Consider the following 25,579-nt stretch of genomic DNA (forward strand, 5'->3'; position numbering starts at 1 on the left):
TTCAGGATTCCTTGACGATGATGCTGCCCACTTGGGTTGCCACCCGGCGCATGTCCTTGGTGACCTCTACTAGTTGGTTGGCGATATCCCGGTTCCGGGAATACTGCGGCCACTTCATGTCGGCGATCATGTCGGCCACCCACACCCGGTGCGTCCGTTCGGCCCGCTTGGCCAGGCGCAGGATCTCGATCCAGTAGTCCTCAAGGTCGTCCAGGTCGTTCAGCCGGCGCATCGCATCAACTGTCAGTTCGGCCTGCCGGCTGATGATCTCCAGTTGGTCCGCTGCGCGCCGTGGCAGGCGGTCAAGCCGGTACAGGGCCACCAGTTCGGCGGCGGCGTCCATCTTCTCCATGGCTTCGTTCAGGTACCGGGACAGGGCGTACATGTCCTCGCGGGGCAGCGGGTTGACGAAGCTGGTGCGCATGTGGGTCAGGAGCGCAAAATGCAGTTCGGCGGACTTGGCCTCATGGTTGTGCATGTCCTCGACGAGCGTGTTGTGCTCGTCCGCGGGGACGCCGAGGATCTCTGCCAGGGTGGCGCTGGCCAGCACGATCTGTTGTGCCATCTGTGAGAGGAGGTTCAGCCCTGCGGGCTCCTGGGGAAAAAGGCGCAGCTTCACGTGTTTACCGGTCTCCGGGGACATAACAGGGCGGGGATTGCCGCCGTGTGACTTGACCCGGCCGTGCAACTGTCGCTTACTCTACCGGCCCGCCGATGCGCCGTTGAAACCACCCGGCCGGAAGCGGGCACAAAAATGGTGCCGAACCGGATACGCCTCTCGGCGGTAGGCCGCTCTAGGCGGCTAATTGTTGAAGCCCGGGGGTTTCGCGGCTCGGCACCGGTTTCAGTCTTCTACTTCGATTCGCGCAAGTCAATCTTGACAGCGGGCGCGTGAACGGTAAGTGAACAGGCGGCTTTTGTCCTGGCCTGCGGTCAGTCCAGTTCGCCGAGGCGCCACGCGTTTGCCGCGTGTTCGAGGTCCTCGGCGGTCTTCACCAGCTGGTGGGAATTGCGGGTCAGCTTGCTGGCATGCGCCTCGTTGGCATGCTCGGCGCCGTCGGCGAGGGTTGCCTGGCCGAGCGCCACGACGCGGCAAAACGCGGCAGAGCGTTCCAGCGCGACGTCGAACTCGCCGTCGAACGCGCCGGACAGGATGGCGTCCGCCATGCTGCGCATCTCGTCAGCGCCCGGTGGTTCCGCCGCGCCGGCCACCACGTTGGACACCTGCGCCGTGTCCCTGCCCGCGCGGAAGTAGACGGAGATGCGTTCCGGGTCCTGGACGGTTGCGGCCCGCAGCGCGTAAAGCCGCCAGAGCGCGCCGGGGAGGGAGCGCGCGGGGCTCTCGGCCCACATCTCGGCAATGGCGTCCAGCCCCTGCTCGTCGGCGAGCTTTACCAGCCGCTCGGTGACAAGGGGGTCGTCGCTGTCGCGGCCGTGGCGCACAAGCGCCTGGGCGGCAAGGTGGGCAGCCTCCGAGATGCGGGCGGGATCTGCGCCGCCGGCAAACGGTTCGAAGTCCATCGGCGCGAAGGGCTTGGGCTTGTGGTGCCGGTTGCTGCCGCCGTAATGGCTGGTTCCTGCTTGCTCGCTCATGCCCCCACGCTACTCCTGTGCCGTGGCGTTATCGAGCATCCGTACAGCCTGCAATCCAAGCGCGGGAAGGGTCTTTGGGCCTTGGGGAAACCACGACGGCGGGGTCCCGGCCTTGTGCAAAGACGGCGGAACGATGGGTTAGAGTATTAACGTCCAGAAATGGATTGGGCCGGGACGGGCGGACACAGTGTGTTTGACCACCGGCAGGGGCCTTTAGCTCAGTTGGTAGAGCATCGGACTTTTAATCCGTGGGTCGTGGGTTCGAGCCCCACAGGGCCCACCCATCATGAACCGGCGGCGCAGCGTCGCCGCCCCGGCACTCTCGTCCACGGCTGGTATTCCTGCCCCGGGGCGTTGGGTGCCTACACCGAGACGATCGTCCCGTTGCGCGGCAGCCCGTCCGGGAAGGCCAGGGGAACGGCTGCGGCCCGTGCCGGGTCCACGGAATCCATGGCCTGCACGTGGAGGTGCGGCTCCGTGCTGTTGCCGGAATTTCCGCAGGCGCCCACCATGTCCCCGGGTCCAACGTGCTGGCCCGGCCGGACGCATACACTTCCGCGCTTCAAGTGGCACAGGGCGATGAACACGCCGCCGCTTTCCAGCACCACGTAATTGCCCGCGAGGCCGGCCCAGCCCCGCCGGAGGCGGCTGGCCTGCGTGGCTGCGTAGCCGATCGACGGCAACCCCTGAAGCTGCCGTGGTCCGGCTCCGCGTCATGGCAGGCGCGGATGGTCCCGGCTGCCGGCGCCGTGACCGGCCGCCCAAACCCCACGAAGTTCTCCGGTTGCTCGGACCGCAGGAATGAGGCCGGCGTGAATGCGGCGGAGCGTCCGTTCCTGTCCACGGGGGTGAAGTCGATGGCATAGCTGGTGGCAAGAAGCCGGGTTCCATGGCTGGGCACCCGGTCCGCGGGTGAATTCTGCACCAGCCACGTTCCCGTGAACGGGTACTCCAGGTTAACTGTCCCGCCGGCCGGGGCGCGGTACGCGGTCATTCCGGCACTCCTTCCCTGATGGGCCGCCTTCATCCTTGCGAACAGGCCACTGCCGCGCAAGGCAGAAAAGCGCTGCGGCAAGTTAAAGAATTTTCCATGTATCTGCATCCAAATCCGCGCCCCTGCCGGTAGTAGGGGTGTAAGCAAAGACGCCCGCACGGCGGGCCACCCAAGGAGATGGACATGCGTAATAAGATCTTCACCGCAGGCGCCGGGGCGGCAGCCATTGCCGCCGCAATCGCCCTCGCCGGTCCCGCCCAGGCAGCAGACGGAGACGCCCAGCTTTCCGTGCTGCACGGGGTCCCCGGGCTGACCGTGGACGTGTGGGTCAATGGTGACCGCACACTGGATGACTTCGCGCCGGGAACCCTGGCCGGGCCGCTGGCGCTTCCGGCAGGTGCCTACGAACTGGCCATCACGGCCTCGGATGCCGCGGACGCCTCCTCGCCCGTTATCGGCCCCGTCACCGTGAACCTTGCGGCCAACGGGAACTACACCGCCGCAGCCCACCTGGACGCCGCAGGCAAGCCGGCGGCCAACCTCTTTACTAACGACGCAGCCCAAATCCCCGCCGGCAAGGGCAAACTGACTGTCCGCCACGCCGCCGCGGCACCCGCGGTCGATGTCCTGGCAGGAGGTACCGCCGTCGTCACCAACCTGGCCAACCCGAACGAACAAACCCTGACCCTCGATCCCGGGACTGTCCCGGCCGCGGTCGCCGCCGCCGGAACAACCACCCCCGTGCTCGGCCCGGCGGATGTGACCGTCGCCGAAGGCACGCACACGATCGTCTACGCGTGGGGCAGCCTGGCTGACCAAAACCTGAAGCTCGCGGTACAGACCATCGAAGGCCTCCACTCGTCGCCTGCGTCCGTGCCGGGCGCACGTGACGGCTCGGCGGATGCAGGAGGAGCAGGATCTGCTGCTGCCGCCGGCATCGCAGCCTTGGCGCTCCTGGCGGGCGTGTGGGGCGTGGCGCGGGCAGTGGCAGCACGGCGCGCGGAGGCGTAGCGGGCGGCAGTGCCGGGGATGATCCCGAGGCGCAGGGGCCGGTCAACCTCGGCCGGCCCCTGCGCTGGCCCCTGCGCCTGCCGCGTGCAGAAGTCCGGTTCCGTGCCGGCCCGCTTCGGGCATCTCCCGGGCCGGAACGAGTAGCCCGCAGCGCACAAAGTGCAGGAAGGAAGGCAGTAACCATGGAGCTAAGCCCGACGACGGCAGGGCAGCCCCGCCGTCGTGATTCCTTGCACCCTGCCCACCGCTGGGGCGCGGCGGCAGCGGTGGTGGCCACGCTGGTTCTTGCCGGCTGCTCTTCCACCGGTCCGGGGGAAGCAGCGCCCCCGGCGACTGCCGTCCCGCCCGGCAGTGCCACCTCCCCGGACCCCCTCCTGCCCCCGCAGGCCGCACCGGCAGCCGCCGCTTCCGCCGTACCGCCTGCTGCGGCGGCTCCTTCCCCTGCCGGCGTCCCCGTCCATCCCGCAACGGCCAAGCCGGCTGCAGCAGTGCCGCCGCCCACCTGGCTTACCGTGCCGGGCACGTCGATCGACATGGCCGTGGTTCCCGGCGGAGTGTCAGCCGGGGGAGCGATGGAAATCCCTGACGCCTTCGACCGGGCCGCGTGGTACCGGTACGGCCCGGCCCCTGGTGCGGCGCAGGGGTCCGCCGTCATCGCCGGCCATATCGACACCACCTCCAACCGGGCGCCGTTCTCGGCGCTGAAGTCGCTTAGGGCGGGCGCCGTGATCCGGGTGGGGCGGGACGGTGCTCCGGCGCTCACCTACCGGGTAGTGAAGGTGGACCTGATGGCCAAGGATAGATTCGACGGCGCATCGCTGTTCCGCCGCTCCGGGGCGCATGAGCTCAAGGTGGTCACCTGCGGCGGCCGGTGGCTGGACGAGCGCCTGGACTACAGCGACAATGTGATTGTCACCGCGGTCCTTGAGTAAGCAGCGGCCAGACATGTTTCTCGTCGCCGATGCCGGGAAGGAGCCGCCCGTGACATCCTCCGGGCCCGCCTTCCGCGGCTGGGATGACGGGCAGACCGCGTCCTTCCTTGCCGGTGATGAGAATGCGCTGGCAGCGGCCTACCGCGAATTTGCCCCTCTGGTGCACACGCTGGCCCTGCGGTTCCTGGCCGATCCGACGGCGGCGGACGACGTCACCCAGGAGGTCTTCATCCGGGTGTGGCGCTCCAGGGCCGCGTTCAATCCGGCGATGGCAAGGCTCCCGGCGTGGATCGTGGGTATTGCCCGCAATGTCATCCTGGATGCGCAGTCAGCGGCGTCCCGCGAGGCGCGCAAGGCCCAGGCAGCGGCCGGAGCCGGGATGGCCCGGGACGGGGAATCCGGGGTTGAAGCGGTGGAAGTCCTGGCGGACAGGCTGCTGCTGGACGGGGAACTGGAGAGGCTGGGAGAGCCCCAGGGGTCCATCATGAGGCTGGCCTTCTACGAGGACCTGACGCACGAGCAGATATCGCGCCGGCTGGACCTCCCGCTTGGTACGGTCAAGAGCCACATCCGACGCAGCCTGTCGCACCTGAGAAGCAGATTGGAGGTAGACCATGCCGCATCTTGATCCGGACGAGTTAAGCCTCCTTGCGCTCTACGACGACTGGGTGGACGACGACGGTCGGGAGCACCTGCGCGTCTGTCCTGCCTGCGCGGCGGACTACGCGGCGTTGCGGCGCACCGTGAGTGCCGTGAAATCCAGCCCCGATCCCAGCGGCCTTTCGATTCCAGGTCCCCAGGTGTGGGCAGGCATCCACCGCGAGCTGGGACTTTCCGCCTCCCTTGAGCAGGATCCGCTCGCGGCTGCCGCGCCGGAGGCCGGACAGGCCCAGCCCGTGAAGGGACCTGCCGCTGTCCGCCGGCTACCTCTGGGCGGACCAAACGGCGCTCAAGGTGCGGAAGCGCGGTCTGTCAAAGGACGCGGCCGGGCAGGGCGGCGTGCCGCCTGGTGGCAGCGCCCTGGCACGTGGATGACCGCCGCGGCAGCCGCCGTCCTGGTGATTTTCGGCGCTCTGTGGGTGGCCAACCGCGAGCCCCGGGAACTGGCTGGTGCCGAACTTGCCCCGGTGGCACAGCATTCTGCGACTGGCTCGGCCAAGGTGGTGCAACAGCCCGACGGCTCCCGCCGGCTGGAGGTCAGGCTGGACAAGGACGAGGCCCGGGGGTACCAGGAGGTGTGGCTCATCGCGCCCGATCTTTCCCGGCTGGTCAGCGTGGGTGTGATGAACGCCGAAACCGGGACATTCGACGTGCCCGCTGGGCTGGACCTCGCGGAGTATCCCATCGTGGACGTTTCGGACGAGCCCATGGACGGCAATCCAGCCCACTCCAGCGACAGCATCGCCCGCGGCACGCTGTCTTCCTGACCTGGAACCGAAACCTGGCCACCGGATGGGCCGGCGCAGGCCCATCCGGCCGCGTTCACAACCTGTGTGGGAGCAGCAGCTAGCGGCTGAAGTGCGGGTTGGGTGCGCCTTCGGGCAGTCCCTGCAGTATGTCCTCGGCGACCCGCCGCACCTTGATGTTGCGGTGGCTTGAGGCCTTGGCCAGGATGGCGAAGGCGTCCTGGTAGGAGCACCTGTTCTGGGCCATGATCACGCCGCAGGCAACGTTGATGGAGGTGCGGCTGTCCAGGGCGGACCGGAGGTCGGTGGCAAGGGAACGCGCGGCATGCATGTCAATGGCCATCTGCAGGCTCCTGGCCGCCAGGACGGCGAAGGAGCGTGCCTCGGCGATCACCTGCAGCGGGAATGCTTTTTCATCCTGGGCGAAGAACGCCAGGGCAGCGGTTGCCTGGCCGGGATCACTGACTGTTCCGGTCCCGCCAGCGCCCCTGCCGCCGGCATCGAGTCGGAGCCTGACGGCCAGGGCGCTCCCAAAGCCGGCGACCTGCAGCTGGCCGGAGTACTGCTGCCAGCGGAAATCTCCGTTCCGCTGGAGGACTGCCACGGGATGCCCGCCGGACAGCACGTCGATGACGGGCCCCTCCGCCGCTTCCTGTTCCCAGTCCAGCAGGGTCACCACCTGTTCGCTGGTGCCCGTGACGGCGGGGCTTCGCTTGTGCTGGCGCAGCACCACGCCGCATCCCACATCGGATCCGGCGGTCCGGACCACATGGTCCATGGCTGCGGCGGAAAGCAGGTCCAGGGATTCGTCCAGGGTGTCGGCGCCGGTCACCAGGTCAATCAGGATGGGCGGCGTAGCGGGGAGGAGTGGCTGGTTTCCGCGCACGTTCGAAGACGGGAGAGGGCCGGCGACGGCTGGGGGAGAGTCCTTGGTCTCAAAGGACTCCTCGTCGCCGGCCCCGCTTACTACCCGGGTCCGGTGGACCGGGAAGCCTGAATTTGCGTGCGATGCGTGCATTGCCAGTCTCACACCCCCTAGTGAGCCAAGTACCGCGGGCCGAAACAGTCTTGCCTCTGCTAAGAAACCTATTTGCCGTGACCGTCCGGGTGTATGCGTAGGCGGTACCTGTTTTTCGGATTAGGTAGTACTTGGCCCCGGCCCTGGGCTGGAGCCGCGTCCAGACCCTTGACTCCTGCCGCAGCATCGCCAAGACTGTTTCTATAACGTTGTAAAAGCCGAAGCAAGGATGTATTCGTGACCCCGACAGAACCCGCAGCGCCTGCCAGCGCCTCCCTCACCATCGATCCCGCCTTCACGGTGGGCCCCGTCAGGCGGCGCACGTTCGGCGCCTTCGTCGAACACCTTGGCCGCTGCGTCTACACCGGCATCTTCGAACCGGAGCATCCCAAAGCAGACGAGGACGGCTTCCGCACGGACGTGCTGGAGCTGACCCGTGAACTGGGCGTCTCCACCGTGCGGTACCCGGGCGGCAACTTCGTGTCCGGCTACCGCTGGGAGGACGGCGTTGGCCCCGCGGACCAGCGTCCTGTCCGCCTGGACCTGGCCTGGCACTCCACCGACCCCAACAAGGTGGGCGTTGACGAGTTCGCCAAGTGGTCCGCCAAAGCGGGCGTGGAGCCCATGATGGCCGTGAACCTGGGGACCCGCGGGATCCAGGAGGCGCTGGACCTCCTGGAGTACTGCAACATCGACGGCGGCACTGCCCTTTCGGAGCAGCGGCGCGCCAATGGAGCGGCCAACGGCTACGGCATCAGGATGTGGTGCCTGGGCAACGAAATGGACGGCCCCTGGCAGATCGGCCACAAGAACGCCCTGGAGTACGGCAGGCTCGCCGCCGACACCGCCCGCGGGATGCGCATGATCGAGCCGGACCTGGAGCTGGTTGCCTGCGGCAGTTCCGGACCCACCATGCCCACCTTCGGCGAGTGGGAACGCGTGGTCCTGTCCGAAACCTATGAGCTGGTGGACCTGATCTCGGCCCACCAGTACTTCGAGGACTTCGGTGACCTGCAGGAGCACCTGGCTGCCGGACACAAAATGGAAGCCTTCATCCGGGACATCGTGAGCCACATCGACCATGTGAAGTCCGTGAAGAAGTCCACCAAACAGGTGAACATCTCCTTCGACGAGTGGAACGTCTGGCACATGAGCCGGGACGAATCCAAGGTGCCCACGGGCAAGGACTGGCCGGTGGCCCCGGTCCTGCTGGAGGACACCTACACGGTGGCCGATGCCGTTGTCGTGGGTGACCTCCTGGTCACGCTGCTGCGCAACACGGACAGGGTCCACTCCGCCAGCCTCGCCCAGCTGGTGAACGTGATCGCCCCGATCATGACCGAGCCCGGCGGCCGCGCCTGGAAGCAGACCACGTTCCACCCGTTCGCCCTGACCTCCCGGCACGCCTCCGGCACCGTCCTCCAGCTCGCCGTCGAGTCCCCGCTGGTCAGCGGCGGCAAGACGGCGGACTTCCCCGCCCTGTCCGCCGTCGCAACCTATGACGCAGACAAGGGTGAGGCCGTGGTGTTCGCGGTGAACCGCTCGGCTGACCAGGCGCTCACGCTGGACGCCGCCGTGGCCGGCCTGGGCAATGTCCGTGTGGCGGAGGCCCTGACCTACGCCAACAAGGACCCGTACTGGCAGGCCAGCGCCGACGATTCCACGTCCGTCCTGCCTTCAGAGAACGGCACGGTCAAGGTCGAGGGTGGACGCCTCACCGCGGAGCTTCCGGCCGTGTCCTGGTCCATGATCCGGCTGGCCGTCACTTCCTGACCGGGCTGGCTGGAAGGGCGGGGGCGTCCTTATGACGACGGCGGCCCGTAGATGGGAGGATGGACGGCATGGAACTGCACATCACGGGGGACCCCGCTGCGGACAAGTTGTTGAGTGAGGACGCCTTCGCCCTGCTGACCGGCATGCTGCTGGACCAGCAGGTGACCATGGAATCGGCGTTCGCCGGACCCGAGAAGATCCGGACGCGGATCGGGTCGCTGAAGCCCGAGGCGATTGCCGCCCATGACCCCGCGGCCTTCGTGGAGATGTTCAAGGAACGCCCCGCCGTCCACCGTTTCCCCGGATCCATGGCTGCGAGGGTCCAGGCGCTCGCCGAAGCGGTCCAGAACGAGTGGGACGGCGACACCGCCGCAATCTGGACCAAGGGTTCGCCCGATGGTGCCGAGGTGCTGCGCCGGCTCAAGGCCCTGCCCGGTTTCGGTGACCAGAAGGCCAAAATCTTCCTGGCGCTGCTGGGCAAGCAGCGTGGCCTCGCAGCCCCGGGATGGCGGGAAGCCGCAGGACACTACGGGGAGGAAGGGTCCTACTTGTCCGTGGCGGACATCGTGGATCCGGAGTCCCTCGCCAAGGTCCGTGCCAGCAAGCAGGCGGCCAAGGCTGCCGCGAAAGCAGGAAAAGAACGCTAAATGGCAGTCACCATGAACGACGTCGCGAGGGCAGCGGGCGTTTCGCTCAAGACAGTCTCCAACGTCCTGAACGACTACGAGTTCATCCGCCCCGCCACCAAGCAGCGGGTGCAGGATGCCATTGCGGAACTGGGCTACGAAGCCAACCTCACCGCGCGCAGCCTTCGTTCCGGCAAAACGTCAATGTTGGGCCTGGTCCTGTCCGACCTCTCAGCGCCGTACTACGCGGAACTGGCGTCCAAGCTGATGAAGGCCGCCTCCCGCCACGGCTACCGTGTGCTGGTGGAGCAGTCAGACGCCGAAGCCTCCGCGGAGCTAGGCGCCCTGCAGGGGACCTTCCGGCAGCTCACGGACGGACTGCTGTTCACGCCGCTGGCCATCGACGCCGACCAGATCGCTGCCCGGTCCGGCAGCAAGCCCGTCGTCATGCTGGGCGAGCACATCATGGATCCCCGCTTCGACCTGGTCACCATGAAGAACGAGGAAGCCGCAGCCGCCCTCACCGCGCACCTGCTGGCAGCCGGACGCCGTCGGATCGCCGTGATTGGTGCGCACCCGGATGAGTCCGCCGGAAGCGCCGGGCTGCGCCTGAACGGGTACCGGAAGGCGCTGGAAGACGCGGGCATAGCGTTCGACGCTGGGCTGGTCACCCCCGCTGAATGGCGCCGGGACGCCGGGGCTGCTGCAGTTGCCGGACTCCTTGACGCCGGGGTGGAGTTCGATGCCGTGTTTGGCCTGAACGACGTGCTGGCCCTCGGCGCCATGCATGAGCTGCTGATCCGGGGCCTCAAGGTGCCCTCGGACGTGGCGGTTGCCGGTTTCGACGACATCGACGAGGCCCGGTTTGCCTCACCGTCCCTGACTACGGTCTCCCCGGGCATGGACGAAATTGCGGAGCGCTCCATAGGGCTGCTGCTGGACAGGGTCGCCGGGCGTGAAACCGCCGCGACGGGCGTGCACGTGAAGGCAGAATTCGAGCTGAAGATCAGGGAGTCCGCGCCCTGACACGTCCGCAAACCCGGTTCGTTCCAAACCCCGGTTTTGTCCGCGCCCGAACGGGTACCTTTTCCGCACCGGATCAACGACGAAAGGTGCCCACGTGATTGCCCTCCTGGTCATCGACATGCAGAACGCATTCTTCGAAGCCCCCGAACTGGCGGCCCAGCAGGAGCGGGTGGTCAGCGAGTGCAACCGGCTGCTGGAAGGGTTCGAGGCAGCCGGACACAAAGTCCTCCTGGTGGGCACCGAACACGAGCGGGACAAGTCCACCTGGACCCTCAGCATGCTCGATGACGACCAGGGATTCATCTTCCGCGGCAGCGGGCAGGCCCAGTCCGTGCCCGGCCTCATCACTGATGGACTGCCCCAGCTGAACAAGACCAGGGACAGCGCCTTCGTGGGGACCAACCTGCTGGCCCGCCTGCGGAACTGGGGTGCGGACGAGGTGGTGCTCGCCGGCGTCTCGACCCACAACTGCATCGCCCAGACGGCCGCCGACGCATTCGCGCACAACATCCGGGTGACCTACGCGAAGGATGCCATGGCCTCCGAAGCCGACCAGGACGCCGCCGACATGCTCCGCATCCTCTCCACCACCTACCGCCAGCCCGTCCAGTCCAGCGATGAGATCCTCGCCCGCCTCAGCGAAACAGGCTGAGCCCGGCCCTTCCTGATACTCCGGAAACGTGGTGGAAACCTTCCCGGCCTACGCTGGTCGCACGCCCCGCCGTCGAAGGGAACCCCATGCACCTGATGCCGCGTGAGCAGGAAAAGCTCCTGATCGTAGTGGCCGCCGACCTTGCCCGCCGGAGGCAGGCCCGCGGCCTGAAGCTGAACTACCCCGAGGCCGTGGCCATCATTAGCTACGAACTGATCGAGGGAGCCCGGGATGGCCGGAGCGTGGCCGACCTGATGAGCTACGGCACCACCCTGCTCACTCGTGGGGACGTGATGGAAGGCGTGCCGGAGATGATCCACGACGTCCAGATCGAAGCAACCTTCCCCGACGGCACCAAGCTCGTCACCGTCCACAGCCCCATCCGCTAGGGAGCGCGCAATGATTCCAGGTGAGTATGTACTTCGGCCGGAACCCGTGACCGCGAACGCGGGCAGGGAGGCGATCGAGGTTGCCGTGACCAACACCGGCGACCGTCCGGTCCAGGTGGGTTCGCACTTCCATTTCGCCGAGGCCAACGCCGCCCTGGCCTTTGACCGCACCGCCGCCTACGGGCGCCGCCTGGACATCCCGGCAGGAACGGCTGCCCGGTTTGAGCCGGGGGATGCGCGCAGCGTGCGGTTGATTGAGTTGGCCGGCCGCCGCGAGGTGTATGGCCTCAGCAACGCTGTCAACGGAAGGCTCGACGGCGGCACCCGCCCGGGCGGGTCCGCGACCGAAGGGGAGAACAAGTGAGCTTCGAGATTCCCCGCCGGCAATACGCCGACCTGTACGGGCCAACCAGCGGGGACAAAATCCGGTTGGCCGACACCGAACTGTTCCTCGAGATCGAGCAGGACCTCACCGTCTACGGCGAGGAAGTGGTGTTCGGCGGCGGCAAGGTGATCCGCGACGGCATGGGCCAGAACGGCCAGGCCACCCGTGATGGGGACATCCCGGACACCGTCATCACCAATGCCGTCATCCTGGACTACACCGGCATCTACAAGGCAGACGTGGCCCTGAAAGACGGGCACATCTTCAAAATCGGCAAAGCCGGCAACCCGCAGATCACCGACGGCGTGGACATCGTCATCGGCGCCAGCACCGAGATCATCGCCGGGGAACGGAAGATCCTCACCGCCGGCGGGGTGGACACCCACATCCACTTCATCTCCCCGGACCAGATTCCTACGGCGCTTGCCAGCGGCGTGACCACCATGATCGGCGGCGGCACCGGCCCGGCTGAAGGCACCAAGGCCACAACGGTGACCCCCGGGAAGTGGCACATCCAGCGGATGCTGCAGGCGGCCGAGGCGTTCCCCATGAACATCGGCCTGTTCGGCAAGGGCCACGCGTCCGCCGTCGAACCCCTCGCCGAGCAGATCCGCGCCGGTGCCATCGGCCTGAAGGTCCACGAGGACTGGGGATCCACCACCTCCTCCATCGACACCTCCTTGAAGGTGGCCGACGAGTACGACGTCCAGGTGGCCATCCACACCGACACCCTCAACGAGTGCGGGTTCGTGGAGGACACCATCCGGGCCATCAACGGCCGCGTCATCCACACCTTCCACACGGAGGGCGCGGGCGGCGGACACGCCCCGGACATCATCAAGATCGCGGGCATGCCCAACGTCCTGCCCGCCTCCACGAACCCCACGCTGCCGTACACGCGCAATACCATCGAAGAGCACCTGGACATGCTGATGGTCTGCCACCACCTCAACCCGGACATCCCCGAGGACGTGGCCTTCGCCGATTCCCGCATCCGCGCCGAAACCATCGCTGCCGAGGACGTCCTGCAGGACCTCGGCATCTTCTCCATCACCTCTTCCGATTCCCAGGCCATGGGTCGGGTGGGCGAGGTCATCACCCGCACCTGGCAGGTGGCGGACAAGATGAAGAAGCAGCGCGGGGAGCTGGTAGATGACGACGGCGGCGCCCACGGCAGTGCGGGCAGCGATAACTTCCGCCTCAAGCGCTACGTGGCCAAGTACACCATCAACCCGGCCATCGCCCAGGGCATCGCCGACTCCGTGGGCTCCATCGAGGTGGGCAAGTTCGCCGACCTGGTCCTCTGGGACCCCGCGTTCTTCGGCGTCAAACCTGAGCTCGTCCTCAAAGGCGGCCAAATCGCCTACGCCCTGATGGGCGACGCCAACGCCTCCATCCCCACGCCGCAGCCGCGCACCATGCGCCCCATGTTCGGTGCGTTCGGCAAGGCCGTCCAGCAGTGCTCCATCACCTTCCTGTCCAAGGCCGCCATCGACGCCGGCGTGCCCGGAGAACTGGGGCTGGAGAAGGTCATCCGGCCGGTCTCCGGCATCCGGAACCTCACCAAGGCCGACCTGCGATACAACGACGCCACGCCCGACATCCAGGTTGACCCGGAAACCTACCAAGTGACGGTCGACGGCGAGGACGTCACCTGCGAGCCGTCCGACGTGCTGCCCATGGCGCAGCGCTACGTCCTCTTCTAGGAGCCCCAGTGATCATCGAACGCGTCCTCGGAAACCTGCACGACCTTCCTGAGACCCACCTCGCCGCCTACGCCGGACTGCACCAGGAGAAAGTCGTCCTCCCCAGCGCCCAACTGGTCAAACGCATCCAGCGCGCCACCACCGACCACGGCAAGGAAATCGGCATCCGCCTACCCTCCGGCTCCGGCGACCTGCGTGACGGCGACATCCTCCACGTCGAAGAGGCCAACATGATCGTCGTGTCCGTGCTGCCCACCGACGTCCTGGTCATCGCGCCCCGCACCATCACCGAAATGGGCGTCACCGCACACTCCCTCGGCAACCGGCACCTCCAGGCACAGTTCTTCGACGCGGAGAGCGAATATGGGGCCGACGTCATGGTGTGCGCCTACGACCACACCGTCGAGGATTACCTCACCCATGCCGGTGTGCCCTACTCCCGCCAGGAACGCGTCCTCCCTGTACCTTTCCGCCATGCTGAACACTCGCACTAATAACCCTGTCGCAGCGCTGCGCGCTCCCCGGGAGGTGTCGCTTGGGTGCGCCGGCCCGGATTGGGGGCCGTGCCCGCTTCGCGGTGCCCGCCACGCCGCGGCCCCCAATCCGGGCCGTCGCGATGCTCCGTCCCGTTGGGCGGCAGTGCGGTGAGCAGTTACCAACTTGCTCTTCAGCAACTTACTGACTCTGCGCTTCCTACTGGGGCCTTTGCGCACTCTTTTGGGTTTGAGACGTACCTCGACCGTGGGCTCGTTTTTGATGAGGGGTCCTTCGGAATCTGGCTCTCGGCTTTTGTCTCGCAGTCGCTTGCCTACTCTGACGGGCTTGCTGTTCGTCTCCTCTACGACGGGGTTGATCTGGGGGAGCTGGATTCGCTGCTTTCTGCCTCTCTTTTGCCCCGGCAGGTTCGGGAGGCCAGCCTCAAGATGGGTTCCCGTTTGTTGGAGATCGGGGCTGAGGTGTTTCCCTCACCTGCGCTCGACCTGTACCGGGACCTGGTGGCCAGCGGCCGGGCCGCCGGGCACCAGCCGCTGGCGTTCGCCGTCGTCGCCCGCTCCCTTGGCGTGCCGCTGCAGGAGGCACTCGCCGCCTACCTCTTCGCCACCGTCACGTCGCTCACCCAGAACGCCGTCCGCGCCATCCCGCTCGGCCAGAACGCCGGGCAGCGGGTGCTGCGGAAAGCGCACGACGACGTTGCTGCCGCCATCGAGGCGATTGCGCACCTCACGCCGGACGACCTGGGCGCCGTCAGCCCCGGACTGGAAATCTCGCAAATGCGGCACGAACGCCAGCGTGCCCGGATGTTCATGAGCTGACAGTGCTCTCGACCCAGGAGGAACACCATGACTGAACCCATCAAAATCGGCATCGGCGGGCCCGTCGGCGCCGGCAAGACGCAGCTCGTGGAGCGGCTCACCCGGCACATGAGCGGCGACATCTCCATGGCCGCCATCACCAACGACATCTACACCATCGAAGACGCCAAAATCCTCGCCGCCAACGGCATCCTCCCCGAGGACCGGATCATCGGCGTCGAAACCGGCGGCTGCCCGCACACCGCCATCCGCGAAGACACCTCCATGAACACCGCCGCCATCGAGGAACTCAAGGTTCGGCACCCGGACCTGCAGGTCATCTTCGTCGAGTCCGGCGGCGACAACCTCTCCGCCACCTTCAGCCCCGAACTCGTCGACTTCTCCATCTACATCATTGACGTGGCCCAGGGTGAGAAGATCCCCCGGAAGGCCGGCCAGGGCATGATCAAGTCCGACCTCTTCATCATCAACAAAACCGACCTCGCACCCCACGTGGGGGCTGACCTTGCCGTCATGGAGCGGGATTCCAAGGAGTTCCGCGGCAACAAACCCTTCTGCTTCACCAACCTCAAAACCGACGAGGGCCTGGAAAAAGTAATTGACTGGATCCGGCACGACGTCCTGATGTTCGACCTGGCATGAGTACGACGGCGGTCGAGGCGCGCCAGCCAGGGAACGGTGCGGCTTCCGGCGCTTCACCGGGGATAGGGGGCCGTGCCCGCTCCGCGGTGCCCGCCACGCCGCGGCCCCCTATCCCCGGCTCCGCTTGCGCTGACAGGTCACCGATGGGGGAGCTTGAGCTTGGGATCGCCGTGCGTGGTCACCAGTCAGTTGCGTCGCATCAGTACCATCGAGGTGCCCTTCGGGTGCTGCGTCCGCACTACCTCGATGACTCCGGGCAGGTTTGCTATGTCGTCGTGAATCCTGGCGGGGCTTATCTTGGGGCTGATCTCTTTGTCCTTGATGTCGAGGTCGGTGACTCGGCTTCTTTGCTGCTGACCACGCAGTCCGCAACCAAGGTCTATCGGACTCCCGGGTCCTTCGCCGAGCAGCGGATGGCTGTGCGTTTGGGGGAGGGGGCGCGGCTGGAGCTGATGCCGGACCAGCTGATCGCCTACCGGGAAGCAAGCTACCGGCAACGGACCTCCGTGACGCTGCGGCCTTCGTCGTCACTCGTCATGGCCGAGGTGGTGACCCCTGGTTGGTCGCCGGACGGCGCCGCCTTCCGGTACGAGGAGGTGCGGCTACGGAACGAGATCCATGTCGAAACCGGCCATGCCACGCAGCTGCTGGCATTGGACAACCTGCTGATCCGTCCGCCGCTTGGAGACGTCGCCGGTCTCGGGTTCATGGAGGGGTACAGCCATCTGGGCTCGCTCGTGGTGGTGGACCCAAGGGCGGACCAGGCGCTCGCCGATGAACTGCATCACGTGACGGCAGGCTATGACGCCTTGACCGGGCTCACCCTGACCCGCACAGTCGAAGGAACCACCGGCCTGGTGCTGCGCTCGCTGTCCAACAGCACCGGAGAACTGAACCGCCTGCTCGGCTCTTGCGCCAACCTCCTCCGGCAGCGCTGGCACGGGCAGGGGCCGCTGGACCTGAGGAAGCACTGATGACGGCGCTGGCGAATATCGCGGCCCTCTACCGGGACCGTGAAACCCTGCCACTTCGGACCCGGGTGCTCTGCACTTTCGGTGCCGTGGCTGCCCTGCACGCTGCCGCCGTCGTACTCCTGCTCGCCGGAAATGCCTGGGCCACGGGACCGCAGGCGCTCACGTGGGGGCTGGTGCTCACCGCCTACCTGGCCGGCGTGAAGCACAGCTACGACTGGGACCACCTCGCCGCGATCGATAACGCCACCCGAAAATTCGTCGCGCAGCGCCAGGACCCGGTCAGCGTGGGCTTCGCCTTCAGCCTGGGCCACAGCTCGGTGGTGGCGCTGGCCGGGGTGTTGGTGATTGCCGGTGCTTCCATCGTCGGCGGCTTGATGCAGGAGGGCTCGGCCGGCAACCTTGTGCTCGGCCTGGTGGGCAGCGGTGTGTCGGGCCTGTTCCTGCTGGCCATGGGTCTCTTCAACGGCTCCGCCTTCGCCCGCTCAGCCGGTGCCTACCGCCGCGCCCGGAACGGAGCCGACGTAGACCCCCGCGAACTCGAGCCGCAGGGCATTGTGGCGCGGCTCCTCGCCAAGGCGCTGTCCAGGGTGCACCGGCCGCGGAACATCTATGTGATCGGCTTCCTGTTCGGCCTTGGCTTCGATACGGCCACCACCATCGGGCTGCTGATGATGACGACGGCGGCCTCGCTGGCTGGAGTGCCCCCGTTCGCACTGCTGGCACTGCCGCTGGCGTTCGCTGCGGCGATGACGCTGTGCGATTCCCTCAATGGGCTTGCGATGATGCGGATGTACCGTTCGGCGCTCGGTGATCCGCGGCGAAGGCTCGGCTTCAACGCGCTGGTCACGGGCATCTCCGCGGTGTCAGCCCTGTTCATTGCCGTCATCACACTGGGCGGATTCCTGCACGCGGCTTTTACCTTGGATGATCCGGTGACAAAGTGGCTGGATTCCGTCGACCTGGGCGACGCCGGCCTCCTGCTGGTGGCGCTCCTGCTGGCCGCCTGGGGCGGGGCTGCGCTGCGCGGAAGGCGCGCATCCGGAAGGCCGGCGGCTGAGGTTGCCGAGTAAGCGCGGCGCGGTGCCGGCCTGTTGACCGGCACCGCGCCCGCTGACCCAGGCCTGACTCAGCTAGCCGAAATCGGCAACGTAGCTGGGCACGCCGACGGCGTCAGTCGATACGGGTGCTCCCGTGTCGTTGACCACGTGGTCCAGGGTTCCCGCTCCGAGGTTCACAGTCAGCAGGCTGTGCAGCCTCACCCCGGGAGCTACCGGCACCTCAAAACCCCTGGTGGCATGGATGGAGGGGTTCACATTGTTGTAGACGTAGCTGCCGCCGCCCCAGAGCTCATGGGTCTTCACGGAATCGGACACCTTGTAACCGGCCCAGCCCAGGACTCCGTCGTGCTGCCAGGCGGCCTGGTTGGGTGCGTCGTAGGGCAATTCGTTCTGGAAGAAAACGGTTTTGCCGTTTTCACCGTTCCAGATGACGTTGTACTCCTGGTAATGCTCCACGAACAGGCCTGTGGCGGTGACGTTGTTGCCGTTGACGATCACGCCGTTCCGGCCGGTGTTGGTTGTCCAGCCCACGCCGTTGCCGTGGTCGGCGCGCCAGGCCCAGATGTGGTCAAGGAGGACGTTGTCGCTGTTGACTTCCAGGCTGACCGACGCTTTGCCGACGTGCGGGCCGCCGATGCGGAAGAACACGTCATGGAGAGTGGTGGGGTTTGCGGGATCATTGTGCACGGGCGAGTTGGCCGGTCCATCCCCTGCACCGTCGCTGGCCTTGCCGATCCGCATCAGGACGGGTGAAGCCACCTCGCCGGCATCCACGGTGACCGCGGCGATGTCAACGCCCGGGACGTCCGCCACCGTCAGGGGAACTGCTCCGTCGACGGCGGTAAGTGTCGCCATGCCCAGCCCAAGCACCACGGTGTTGGCCCGCTTGACCTCGATGCTGTCATCGACACCGTAGACCCCTGGCGTGAGCAGGAGGTTCTTGCCCCTGGCAAGCTGGGAGTTGATGGTCTGTACTGAATCGTTGGGCGTCGCCACATAGAAGTCGGCCATGGGGATGCTGCGCCCCTTGGTAGGGCCGTCTTCCCACGTTGTGCCCGACGAGTTTTCGCGGACGGCGGGCACGAAGACGCTGTACTGGCCGGCGGAATCCATCGTCAGGTAGGGCTTCTCCCGGCTGATGGGGGTGTTGCTCAAGGTCGTGTATGGCGGGTTCGGGAAGGAGTCCGCAGGAGCCCCGTCCACGCCCGAGAACACTTGGTTCCAGACCCCGTTGGACCAGCTTCCAATGCTGCTGTCGCGGACCAGGTACTGCTGCTGTGAGCCGTTGATGACGGTACCCGTCTTCGAGTCCGCGATGAATCCGCCGCTGGCATACTGAGGGCCGGCCGTGCAGTAGTCCATCAGGGACAGGTTGCCGCCGGTGATGTTGACCCGCCGCATGGGTGATGCCTGCGAAGCCGCCCAGAAGTTCGCCGAACTGCGGCAGCCTTCGAGTCCGGTGACATTGATCGTGAGGTTGGAAAGGGACCGCCAGAAGTTGTTCAGGGCGATGCAGTTGTCGGCGGCCAGGCAGCGGTTGTAGACGTCCACGTGCCCGTTGATGGTGACATCGGTGGGTGCAGCGCCCAGTCCGGCCACTTCGGTGGAGTAGCCCACCTGGACGATCAGCGGTTCTTCGGGGGTGCCATAGGTGCCGGGTTTGAACAACAGGGAGTAGCGCTTGGCCCCCATTTCGTCGTCCACCTGCTGGGCGGCGATGGAGTCCACCGTGGCCTGGATTTGGGCCACCGGCATGCCGGGATCGAAAACGTAGACGTTGGGTCCAAATGGATGAGGTGCAGCCTGTGGAAGAGCCGGGGTTGCGGTGGTTTGGAGCGCCGGTGCGCGGGTGGCGGCCAGTGCCGGCGGGTTGGTGGGGGCTGCGACGGCCACGCCTGTTCCGCTGCCGACCAGGCCGGACAGGAGCACCACCGTGCTGGCTATGAGCCGGCGCCTGGCCTTCGTATGGGGGAGCGGGGAGGGTGTGCTGGCGGCGCGCGGAAGATGGGGAGGGTGGGCTAGCGGCATTGCTCGTCCTGTTCGTCGGTGGGATTCATCGAGCCGGAAGGAGAAAGGCGGCGAAAAGACGCGGCCGTGGGAGCGCTCCCGTCGGGAAGCGTAACACCGCGTCCAAGCACCGGCAAGGGTGGTGGGAGCGCTCCTAAAAATCCTTGACAGGAGGGTGCGGGGTGCGACACCATGACGTGAGAGCGCTCCCACCGACCCTCCAAGAGCCGGCCAAGCCGCTCCACTACCTACCGCCCGGCCGTCCACGCGGATCGATAGGGCACCTCTGACGAAGGAGTCTTCCCCCTGTGAAAAACCCCAGCAAGTTCTCCCTGCTTTCGGCAGCCGCCGCCTGCCTTGCCCTGTCGCTCTCCGCCTGCGGTTCCCCATCACCCGACAAGGCCGGAGTCAACGACGCCACCGGGTCCGATCCCGTCACGCTTACCGTGGGGACGTTCAATGAGTTCGGCTACGAGAAGCTTTTCGAGGAATACGAAAAGCTGAACCCGAACGTGACCATCGAGCATAAGAAGGCAGCAACCACCAACGAAGCCCGCGACAACCTCACCACCCGCCTGGCCGCCGGCTCCGGCCTCTCCGATATCGAGGCTGTGGAGGTGGACTGGCTCCCGGAACTCCTGGAGTACCCGGACCGCTTTGCAGATTTGGGCGATCCCGCTGTTGAAGGACGCTGGCTGGACTGGAAGACCGAGGCCGCCACAACCGCGGATGGCAAGCTCCTTGCCTATGGGACCGACTCCGGCCCTGAAGCGGTCTGCTACAACGCCGAACTGCTCAAGAAGGCCGGCATGCCCACTGAGCGCGGGGAGGTTGCCAGGATGCTGGGCACCACCTGGGACAGCTACTTCGAAGCCGGTAAGGCATTCAAGGCTGCAAGCCCCAAGGCTGCATGGTTCGACTCCGCAGGGGCAATCTACCAAGGCATGAGCAACCAGCTGGAAAAGGTCTACGAGGAGGAGGACGGCACCGTCATCGCCACAGAGAACCAGAAGGTCAAGGACACCTACAACCGGGTCCTGAAAGCCTCCACCGAGGACGGGCTGTCCGCCCACCTCAGCCAGTGGAGCGACGACTGGGCCTCCGGATTCCAGACCGGCGCCTTCGCCACAACCCTCTGCCCGGGCTGGATGCTCGGAGTCATCGAGGGCAACGCAGCCGGGGTCACCGGCTGGGACGTTGCCAACGTCTTTCCCGGCGGCGGCGGAAACTGGGGCGGGTCCTACCTGACCGTCCCCACCCAGGGCGGGCACCAGGCCGAGGCCAAGAAGCTGGCAGGCTGGCTGACGGCCCCTGAGCAGCAGATCAAGGCATTCACCGCCAAGGGGACCTTCCCCAGCCAGAAGGAGGCGCTGGAAAGCCCCGAGCTGCTGGGACAGACCAACGCCTTCTTCAACGGTGCACCCACCGGCGAGATCTTTGCCGAGCGTGCCAAGGCGGTTGAGGTGACCCCCTTCAAGGGCGCCAAGTTCTTCGCCATCAACGACGCCATGCAGCAGGCGCTCACCCGGGTGGACGTTGACAAGTCGGACGACGCCGCCTCCTCCTGGGAGAAGTTCGTCGCCGCCGTGAAGTCCCTCTAAGCATGGCAGTCACCGACCGGGTCAAGCCCCGGAGCGCCGGGCATCCGCCCCTGCGTCCGGCGGACACGAAGCGTGTCCGGCGCCTGGCTTTCTCGCAGCAGGTCTCCAAGTGGGACGTAAAGCTCTCCCCCTACCTCTACATCTCGCCTTTCTTCATTCTGTTCGCTGTCACAGGGCTCTTCCCGCTGGTGTACACGGCATGGGTTTCCCTGCACAACTGGAACCTCATTGGCGGACAGGGCAAGTTCACGGGCCTGGAAAACTACGCCTTCGTTGTGGCCCAGCCCTACTTCTGGAACGCGGTGGGCAACACCTTCAGCATCTTCGTCCTGTCCTCCCTTCCCCAGGTTGTGATCGCCCTGGTGATAGCGGCTGTACTGGACGCGAACCTGAGGGCCAGGACGTTCTGGCGGATGGGGGTGCTGGTGCCTTTTGTTGTTGCACCCGTGGCAGTGGGCCTGATCTTCAACAACCTCTTCGCGGACCAGTTTGGCCTGATCAATGAGATGTTGAAGGCGGCAGGGCTGGGCCCGGTCCGGTGGCATTCCGATTCCCTTTCGAGCCACCTGGCGATCGCCACCATGGTGAACTTCCGCTGGACCGGCTACAACGCACTGATCTTCCTCGCAGCCATGCAGGCCATTCCGAGGGACGTGTTCGAAGCGGCAACCATCGACGGCGCGGGCCGCCTGCGGCAGTTCCTCTCCGTGACCGTCCCCATGCTGCGGCCAACGGTGATCTTCGTGGTGATCACCTCAACCATCGGCGGGCTCCAGATTTTCGATGAGCCCCGGGTCTTCGACCAGTCCGGACTGGGCGGAGCGGACCGGCAGTGGCAGACGCTGACCATGTATATCTGGGAACTTGGCTGGGGCCAGCGCAACTTCGGCAGGGCGTCTGCCGTGGCCTGGCTGCTCTTCCTGATCATCGTCCTGATCGCCCTGCTCAATTTCCTCATTACCAAGCGCATCGCAAGCCAGGGAGGCCGCAAGTGAGCTCCATTCCCATGATCGAGCAGACCGCGGGTAAGGGGGCCGCCCGGGCAGCAGCCCGTCGCGGACGTGGTGCCGGGGGTACAAGGGGCGGCAGGTCCAGCCAGGGAAGTGCCCGCAGGCCCGGCTTCCCCACCTACGGTTTCCTGGGTGCCGTGCTTCTCGCCTCGATCTTTCCGCTGTACTGGTCCTTCCTGGTAGGCAGCCATGACAACACCGTCCTGAGCCGCGGCATCCCGCTGCTGCCCGGAGGGAACTTCCTGGCAAACGCTGCCAAAGTCTTTGACAGCATCCCGTTCTGGAAGGCGATGGGCAACAGCCTTATCGTCTCGTGCGTTACCGCAGCATCCGTCGTCGTGTTCTCCACCCTGGCCGGATTCGCCTTTGCCAAGCTCCGCTTCCGCGGCAGCAAGGCGCTGCTGGTGTTTGTCATCGCGACCATGGCGGTGCCCACCCAGCTCGGCGTGGTCCCGCTGTTTATCGTGATGTCCAAGCTGGGATGGACCGGGTCGCTCTGGGCTGTCATCATCCCCGGCCTCGTCACGGCCTTCGGCGTGTTCTGGATGACCCAGTACCTGCGCGACGCCCTCCCTGATGAACTCATCGAGGCGGTAAGAATGGACGGGGCCTCGATGATCCAGGCCTTCTGGTACATCGGCTTCCCCGCTGCCCGGCCGGCGGCGGCCATGCTGGCCCTGTTCACCTTCGTGGCCACCTGGACGAACTTCTTTTGGCCGTTCATTGTCCTGGACCCGTCAAACCCCACCCTCCCGGTGGCGCTGCAGCTGCTGCAGGCTGCCCATTTCGTGGACTACTCCGTGGTCCTGGCCGGCGCTGTCCTGGCCACCATCCCGCTCCTGCTCCTCTTTATTGCGGCAGGCCGGCAACTCGTATCTGGAATTATGCAAGGAGCAGTCAAAGGATGAGTTCCACCCAACTTCCGTTTCCGGAGGGCTTCCTCTGGGGCGCGGCAACAGCTGCCTACCAAATTGAAGGTTCAGCACATGCCGGCGGCAGGCAGGATTCGATCTGGGACACCTTCGCCCGGGTGCCCGGCGCGGTGGCTGACGGTCACAACGGCGACGTGGCATGCGACCACTACCGGCGCTACCGGCAGGACGTCGCACTCATGAAACAGCTGAACATGGAGGCCTACAGGTTCTCAACGTCGTGGGCCCGCTGCATGCCTGATGGCGTGACCCCCAACCCTGAAGGCCTCGCCTTTTACTCCCGCCTGGTGGACGAGCTGCTGGCGGCAGGCATTACGCCCTGGCTGACCCTGTACCACTGGGACCTGCCCCAGGCACTCGAGGACAAGGGCGGCTGGGCCAACAGGGACACGGCCTACCGTTTCGCTGAGTACGCGGCCCTGATGCACGGCGTCCTGGGCGACCGGGTACGGATCTGGACAACCCTCAACGAACCGTGGTGCTCGGCGTTCCTTGGCTATGCGGCGGGCATCCACGCGCCCGGCCGGCAGGAACCCCGGGCCGCACTGGCTGCGGCCCACCACCTCCTGCTTGGCCACGGGCTGGCAGCCCGTGAGCTCCGCCGGCGCGATGCGGACGCCTCCCTGGGCATCACTTTGAACCTGACTGTCGCGGATCCCCGGGATCCCGGCAGCGGGGGCGACAGGGATGCGGCCAGGCGCATCGACGGCCAGTTCAACAGGATCTTCCTGGACCCGCTGTTCAGAGGGGAATACCCGGCTGACCTGCTGGCGGATGTGGCGCACCTGGGCCTGGCCGGGCTGGTGCAGGACGGGGACCTGGAGACCATTGCCACGCCCCTGGACCTGCTGGGCGTCAACTACTACCACGGGGAGTGCGTGACGAAGGACCCGGAAGTCCCGTCCGGCGGGGCGGTGGCGACCGCGGCCGCTCCGGAGCAGGTGGCCCGCCCGGTTTCCTCACCGTTCGTGGCAGCAGACGGCGCGCGTTCGGTGCCCCGCGGCCTGCCTGTGACGGGAATGGGCTGGGAGGTCCAGCCGGAGGGGCTGCGGCGCCTGCTCAACCGATTGCAGGCAGAGTACACGGGCCCGGCGGGCATCCCCCTGTATGTCACCGAAAACGGGGCGGCTTATGACGACGTCCCCGATGAAACGGGTTTTGTGGATGACCAGGACCGCTTGGCGTTCTTCGCCTCCCACCTCCAGGCGGTGCATGGTGCAGTGGCCGACGGAGTGGATGTCCGCGGCTACCTGGCGTGGTCGCTTCTGGACAACTACGAGTGGTCCTTTGGCTACCATCAGCGTTTCGGGCTGGTCCGGGTGGACTATGCCACGCAGGACCGGATTCCAAAAGCAAGCGCGCGGTGGTATGCGGAAGTGGCTGGCTCGAACGCAGTGCCTGCTGACCGCCGGCTCCCAACGCCTTCGGTGCAAGGTGTCGTATTGTCTGTGTAATGAACGAGAAGACGCGCCGCCCCGCCCTCGCCAAGGCGGGGCGGTCCAGTCCCACGCTCGAGGACCTTGCCACCGCGGCCGGGGTGTCCCGTTCCACGGCGTCCAGGGCCATCAATGGCGGACTGAAGGTCAGCCCGGAAGCACAGGCCGCCGTCGATGCGGCGATCGTGGCGCTGGGGTACACGCCCAACCGGGCGGCACGCAGCCTCGTCACCCGGCGGACGGCGTCGGTGGCACTGGTCATCCCGGAGCCGGACGCCAGGGTGATGATGGATCCCTACTTCGCGGCGGTGATCACGGGCGTGAATGAAGCACTCCGTGAAACCGACATGCAGCTGGTGTTGCTGATGTCGCGGACGGGGGATGACTCCGCGCGGACCATCCGGTACCTGCGTGGCGGCCATGTGGACGGCGCCATCGTCGTGTCCCACCACCGGGCCGACGCCTGGGTGGAAAGCCTGGGTGACACCGGACTGCCTACAGTTTTTATCGGCAGGCCGTGGGATACAGGATCAGGAATTCCCTTTGTTGACCTCGACAACTTTGAGGGTGGCCGGTTGGCGGCGCAGCACCTGGCCCGACTGGGACGTACCAAGCTGGGAACCGTTGCCGGCCCGGGCGATATGACAGCCGCCGTCGACCGCTTGGAAGGATGGCTGCAGGGGCTCAGGGAAGCCGGCCTCCAGCCCGGACCCGTGGTCCACGGGGACTTTACGACGCCGGGAGGCGCTGACGCCGCACGGAACCTGTTCGCCCAGGCACCGGAGCTGGACGGCGTTTTCGCCGCATCGGACCTCATGGCGCTGGGCGTGGTCGACGCTGTCCGCGGTGCGGGCCGGCGCGTCCCGGACGACGTGGCAGTCGTCGGCTTCGATAATCACGCGATCCTGGCGCCCGGCGGCATTGGACTCACCACAGTCACCCATCCAGTGGCTGACATGGCGGAGGCCGCGGGCCAACTCCTCCTGCGCGCCATCGAGGATCCGGGGCAGGGGATGGATCCACTGATCTACCCGCCTGAACTGGTAGTGCGCGGAAGCACTGTGGGCTGACCTGCGGAGTTCCTGCAGGCACGAG

The 25,579-nt window shown here is 66.4% G+C and carries 26 protein-coding genes and 1 tRNA gene; 22 read left to right on the forward strand and 5 right to left on the reverse strand.

The annotated features are described in order from the left end of the window. Window position 1: 1 nt before the first annotated feature. Together K4G53_RS08010 and K4G53_RS08015 are read right to left on the reverse strand one after the other, a co-directional pair. Complete coding sequence (locus tag K4G53_RS08010) at window positions 2–619, reverse strand: DUF47 domain-containing protein (protein WP_221385186.1); 618 nt, start codon at window positions 617–619, stop codon at window positions 2–4. A 314-nt stretch (window positions 620–933) separates the two neighbouring features. Continuing rightward, window positions 934–1,593 carry a hypothetical protein gene (locus tag K4G53_RS08015; protein WP_221385187.1) on the reverse strand — a complete coding sequence of 220 codons (660 nt, stop codon included), beginning with the start codon at window positions 1,591–1,593 and terminating at the stop codon, window positions 934–936. A 207-nt stretch (window positions 1,594–1,800) separates the two neighbouring features. On the opposite strand from K4G53_RS08015, the gene K4G53_RS08020 reads away from it, so the two are divergent. After that, window positions 1,801–1,873, forward strand: a tRNA-Lys gene (locus tag K4G53_RS08020). 82 nt (window positions 1,874–1,955) lie between these two features. Here the strand turns inward: K4G53_RS08020 and K4G53_RS21445 are convergent. Further along, complete coding sequence (locus K4G53_RS21445; RefSeq protein WP_308287848.1) at window positions 1,956–2,276, reverse strand: M23 family metallopeptidase; 321 nt, start codon at window positions 2,274–2,276, stop codon at window positions 1,956–1,958. A gap of 494 nt (window positions 2,277–2,770) precedes the next feature. Between K4G53_RS21445 and K4G53_RS08030 the strand changes: the two genes are divergently transcribed. From K4G53_RS08030 to K4G53_RS08045, 4 genes are all read left to right on the forward strand, one after another. After that, a complete protein-coding gene (locus K4G53_RS08030; RefSeq protein WP_221385188.1) occupies window positions 2,771–3,598 on the forward strand; it encodes a DUF4397 domain-containing protein in 828 nt (275 codons plus the stop codon). Between the two features lie 182 nt (window positions 3,599–3,780). Beyond that, window positions 3,781–4,530, forward strand: coding sequence for a class F sortase (locus K4G53_RS21280; protein ID WP_260323435.1), 750 nt, complete (start codon window positions 3,781–3,783; stop codon window positions 4,528–4,530). A 13-nt stretch (window positions 4,531–4,543) separates the two neighbouring features. Beyond that, the gene (locus tag K4G53_RS08040) at window positions 4,544–5,158 is read left to right on the forward strand and encodes a sigma-70 family RNA polymerase sigma factor (RefSeq protein WP_221385189.1); all 615 of its coding nucleotides are present in this window, start codon (window positions 4,544–4,546) and stop codon (window positions 5,156–5,158) included. Beyond that, entirely contained in the window at window positions 5,145–5,957 is an 813-nt protein-coding gene (locus tag K4G53_RS08045; RefSeq protein ID WP_221385190.1) for an anti-sigma factor, read from the forward strand. Before K4G53_RS08040 ends, K4G53_RS08045 begins: the two co-directional genes overlap by 14 nt. A gap of 79 nt (window positions 5,958–6,036) precedes the next feature. Here the strand turns inward: K4G53_RS08045 and K4G53_RS08050 are convergent, their stop codons facing one another. Beyond that, complete coding sequence (locus K4G53_RS08050) at window positions 6,037–6,954, reverse strand: ANTAR domain-containing protein (RefSeq protein ID WP_221385191.1); 918 nt, start codon at window positions 6,952–6,954, stop codon at window positions 6,037–6,039. A gap of 237 nt (window positions 6,955–7,191) precedes the next feature. Here K4G53_RS08050 and K4G53_RS08055 point away from each other — a divergent pair, with 237 nt between their 5' ends. The 12 genes from K4G53_RS08055 (at window position 7,192) to K4G53_RS08110 (ending at window position 17,510) form a co-directional block, all read left to right on the forward strand. Beyond that, the gene (locus K4G53_RS08055) at window positions 7,192–8,727 is read left to right on the forward strand and encodes an alpha-N-arabinofuranosidase (protein ID WP_221385192.1); all 1,536 of its coding nucleotides are present in this window, start codon (window positions 7,192–7,194) and stop codon (window positions 8,725–8,727) included. A gap of 59 nt (window positions 8,728–8,786) precedes the next feature. Then, entirely contained in the window at window positions 8,787–9,374 is a 588-nt protein-coding gene (locus K4G53_RS08060; RefSeq protein WP_221385193.1) for an HhH-GPD-type base excision DNA repair protein, read from the forward strand. Next, window positions 9,375–10,379: a LacI family DNA-binding transcriptional regulator gene (locus K4G53_RS08065; protein WP_221385194.1), complete on the forward strand. Its 1,005-nt coding sequence runs from the start codon at window positions 9,375–9,377 to the stop codon at window positions 10,377–10,379. It begins immediately after the preceding gene. Between the two features lie 94 nt (window positions 10,380–10,473). Continuing rightward, window positions 10,474–11,031, forward strand: coding sequence for a cysteine hydrolase family protein (locus K4G53_RS08070; RefSeq protein ID WP_221385195.1), 558 nt, complete (start codon window positions 10,474–10,476; stop codon window positions 11,029–11,031). Between the two features lie 86 nt (window positions 11,032–11,117). Then, window positions 11,118–11,420: an urease subunit gamma gene (locus tag K4G53_RS08075; RefSeq protein WP_221385196.1), complete on the forward strand. Its 303-nt coding sequence runs from the start codon at window positions 11,118–11,120 to the stop codon at window positions 11,418–11,420. 10 nt (window positions 11,421–11,430) lie between these two features. Next, window positions 11,431–11,784, forward strand: coding sequence for an urease subunit beta (locus K4G53_RS08080; RefSeq protein ID WP_221385197.1), 354 nt, complete (start codon window positions 11,431–11,433; stop codon window positions 11,782–11,784). Then, complete coding sequence (gene ureC, locus K4G53_RS08085; RefSeq protein ID WP_221385198.1) at window positions 11,781–13,511, forward strand: urease subunit alpha; 1,731 nt, start codon at window positions 11,781–11,783, stop codon at window positions 13,509–13,511. Before K4G53_RS08080 ends, ureC begins: the two co-directional genes overlap by 4 nt. Before the next feature lie 8 nt (window positions 13,512–13,519). After that, on the forward strand, window positions 13,520–14,005 hold the full coding sequence (ureE, locus tag K4G53_RS08090) for an urease accessory protein UreE (RefSeq protein WP_221385199.1): 486 nt from the start codon (window positions 13,520–13,522) through the stop codon (window positions 14,003–14,005). A gap of 150 nt (window positions 14,006–14,155) precedes the next feature. Further along, window positions 14,156–14,824, forward strand: a complete 669-nt coding sequence (locus K4G53_RS08095) for an urease accessory protein UreF (protein ID WP_221385200.1) — start codon at window positions 14,156–14,158, stop codon at window positions 14,822–14,824. A gap of 27 nt (window positions 14,825–14,851) precedes the next feature. Next, on the forward strand, window positions 14,852–15,466 hold the full coding sequence (gene ureG, locus K4G53_RS08100) for an urease accessory protein UreG (RefSeq protein WP_221385201.1): 615 nt from the start codon (window positions 14,852–14,854) through the stop codon (window positions 15,464–15,466). A gap of 143 nt (window positions 15,467–15,609) precedes the next feature. Further along, window positions 15,610–16,440 carry an urease accessory protein UreD gene (locus tag K4G53_RS08105; RefSeq protein ID WP_221385202.1) on the forward strand — a complete coding sequence of 277 codons (831 nt, stop codon included), beginning with the start codon at window positions 15,610–15,612 and terminating at the stop codon, window positions 16,438–16,440. Next, on the forward strand, window positions 16,440–17,510 hold the full coding sequence (locus K4G53_RS08110; protein WP_221385203.1) for a HoxN/HupN/NixA family nickel/cobalt transporter: 1,071 nt from the start codon (window positions 16,440–16,442) through the stop codon (window positions 17,508–17,510). The genes K4G53_RS08105 and K4G53_RS08110 overlap by 1 nt, the downstream gene beginning before the upstream one ends. Before the next feature lie 60 nt (window positions 17,511–17,570). Here K4G53_RS08110 and K4G53_RS08115 read toward each other — a convergent pair whose 3' ends face one another. Next, on the reverse strand, window positions 17,571–19,526 hold the full coding sequence (locus K4G53_RS08115; protein WP_260323437.1) for an adenylyl cyclase: 1,956 nt from the start codon (window positions 19,524–19,526) through the stop codon (window positions 17,571–17,573). 287 nt (window positions 19,527–19,813) lie between these two features. On the opposite strand from K4G53_RS08115, the gene K4G53_RS08120 reads away from it, so the two are divergent. Genes K4G53_RS08120 through K4G53_RS08140 form a run of 5 tightly spaced genes read left to right on the forward strand, consistent with a single transcriptional unit; the run spans window position 19,814 to window position 25,554 of the window. Further along, a complete protein-coding gene (locus K4G53_RS08120; protein ID WP_221385204.1) occupies window positions 19,814–21,106 on the forward strand; it encodes an extracellular solute-binding protein in 1,293 nt (430 codons plus the stop codon). Between the two features lie 2 nt (window positions 21,107–21,108). Next, entirely contained in the window at window positions 21,109–22,101 is a 993-nt protein-coding gene (locus K4G53_RS08125) for a carbohydrate ABC transporter permease (RefSeq protein WP_221385205.1), read from the forward strand. After that, window positions 22,098–23,024: a carbohydrate ABC transporter permease gene (locus K4G53_RS08130; RefSeq protein WP_221385206.1), complete on the forward strand. Its 927-nt coding sequence runs from the start codon at window positions 22,098–22,100 to the stop codon at window positions 23,022–23,024. The genes K4G53_RS08125 and K4G53_RS08130 overlap by 4 nt, the downstream gene beginning before the upstream one ends. Then, window positions 23,021–24,502, forward strand: coding sequence for a glycoside hydrolase family 1 protein (locus tag K4G53_RS08135; RefSeq protein WP_221385207.1), 1,482 nt, complete (start codon window positions 23,021–23,023; stop codon window positions 24,500–24,502). The genes K4G53_RS08130 and K4G53_RS08135 overlap by 4 nt, the downstream gene beginning before the upstream one ends. Further along, entirely contained in the window at window positions 24,502–25,554 is a 1,053-nt protein-coding gene (locus K4G53_RS08140; RefSeq protein WP_221385208.1) for a LacI family DNA-binding transcriptional regulator, read from the forward strand. The genes K4G53_RS08135 and K4G53_RS08140 overlap by 1 nt, the downstream gene beginning before the upstream one ends. Window positions 25,555–25,579 lie beyond the last annotated feature (25 nt).

The sequence above is a fragment of the Arthrobacter sp. MAHUQ-56 genome (assembly GCF_019710585.1).
Lineage (GTDB): Bacteria > Actinomycetota > Actinomycetes > Actinomycetales > Micrococcaceae > Arthrobacter.

Excerpts from the sequence above, each read along its gene's own strand:
- K4G53_RS08015 (WP_221385187.1), bottom strand. The coding sequence starts at position 1,593 with ATGAGCGAGCAAGCAGGAACCAGCCATTACGGCGGCAGCAACCGGCAC.
- K4G53_RS08030 (WP_221385188.1), top strand. The coding sequence starts at position 2,771 with ATGCGTAATAAGATCTTCACCGCAGGCGCCGGGGCGGCAGCCATTGCC.
- K4G53_RS21280 (WP_260323435.1), top strand. The coding sequence starts at position 3,781 with ATGGAGCTAAGCCCGACGACGGCAGGGCAGCCCCGCCGTCGTGATTCC.
- K4G53_RS08040 (WP_221385189.1), top strand. The coding sequence starts at position 4,544 with ATGTTTCTCGTCGCCGATGCCGGGAAGGAGCCGCCCGTGACATCCTCC.
- K4G53_RS08045 (WP_221385190.1), top strand. The coding sequence starts at position 5,145 with ATGCCGCATCTTGATCCGGACGAGTTAAGCCTCCTTGCGCTCTACGAC.
- K4G53_RS08050 (WP_221385191.1), bottom strand. The coding sequence starts at position 6,954 with ATGCACGCATCGCACGCAAATTCAGGCTTCCCGGTCCACCGGACCCGG.
- K4G53_RS08060 (WP_221385193.1), top strand. The coding sequence starts at position 8,787 with ATGGACGGCATGGAACTGCACATCACGGGGGACCCCGCTGCGGACAAG.
- K4G53_RS08065 (WP_221385194.1), top strand. The coding sequence starts at position 9,375 with ATGGCAGTCACCATGAACGACGTCGCGAGGGCAGCGGGCGTTTCGCTC.
- K4G53_RS08075 (WP_221385196.1), top strand. The coding sequence starts at position 11,118 with ATGCACCTGATGCCGCGTGAGCAGGAAAAGCTCCTGATCGTAGTGGCC.
- K4G53_RS08080 (WP_221385197.1), top strand. The coding sequence starts at position 11,431 with ATGATTCCAGGTGAGTATGTACTTCGGCCGGAACCCGTGACCGCGAAC.
- ureG (WP_221385201.1), top strand. The coding sequence starts at position 14,852 with ATGACTGAACCCATCAAAATCGGCATCGGCGGGCCCGTCGGCGCCGGC.
- K4G53_RS08105 (WP_221385202.1), top strand. The coding sequence starts at position 15,610 with ATGGGGGAGCTTGAGCTTGGGATCGCCGTGCGTGGTCACCAGTCAGTT.
- K4G53_RS08110 (WP_221385203.1), top strand. The coding sequence starts at position 16,440 with ATGACGGCGCTGGCGAATATCGCGGCCCTCTACCGGGACCGTGAAACC.
- K4G53_RS08115 (WP_260323437.1), bottom strand. The coding sequence starts at position 19,526 with ATGCCGCTAGCCCACCCTCCCCATCTTCCGCGCGCCGCCAGCACACCC.
- K4G53_RS08125 (WP_221385205.1), top strand. The coding sequence starts at position 21,109 with ATGGCAGTCACCGACCGGGTCAAGCCCCGGAGCGCCGGGCATCCGCCC.
- K4G53_RS08135 (WP_221385207.1), top strand. The coding sequence starts at position 23,021 with ATGAGTTCCACCCAACTTCCGTTTCCGGAGGGCTTCCTCTGGGGCGCG.
- K4G53_RS08140 (WP_221385208.1), top strand. The coding sequence starts at position 24,502 with ATGAACGAGAAGACGCGCCGCCCCGCCCTCGCCAAGGCGGGGCGGTCC.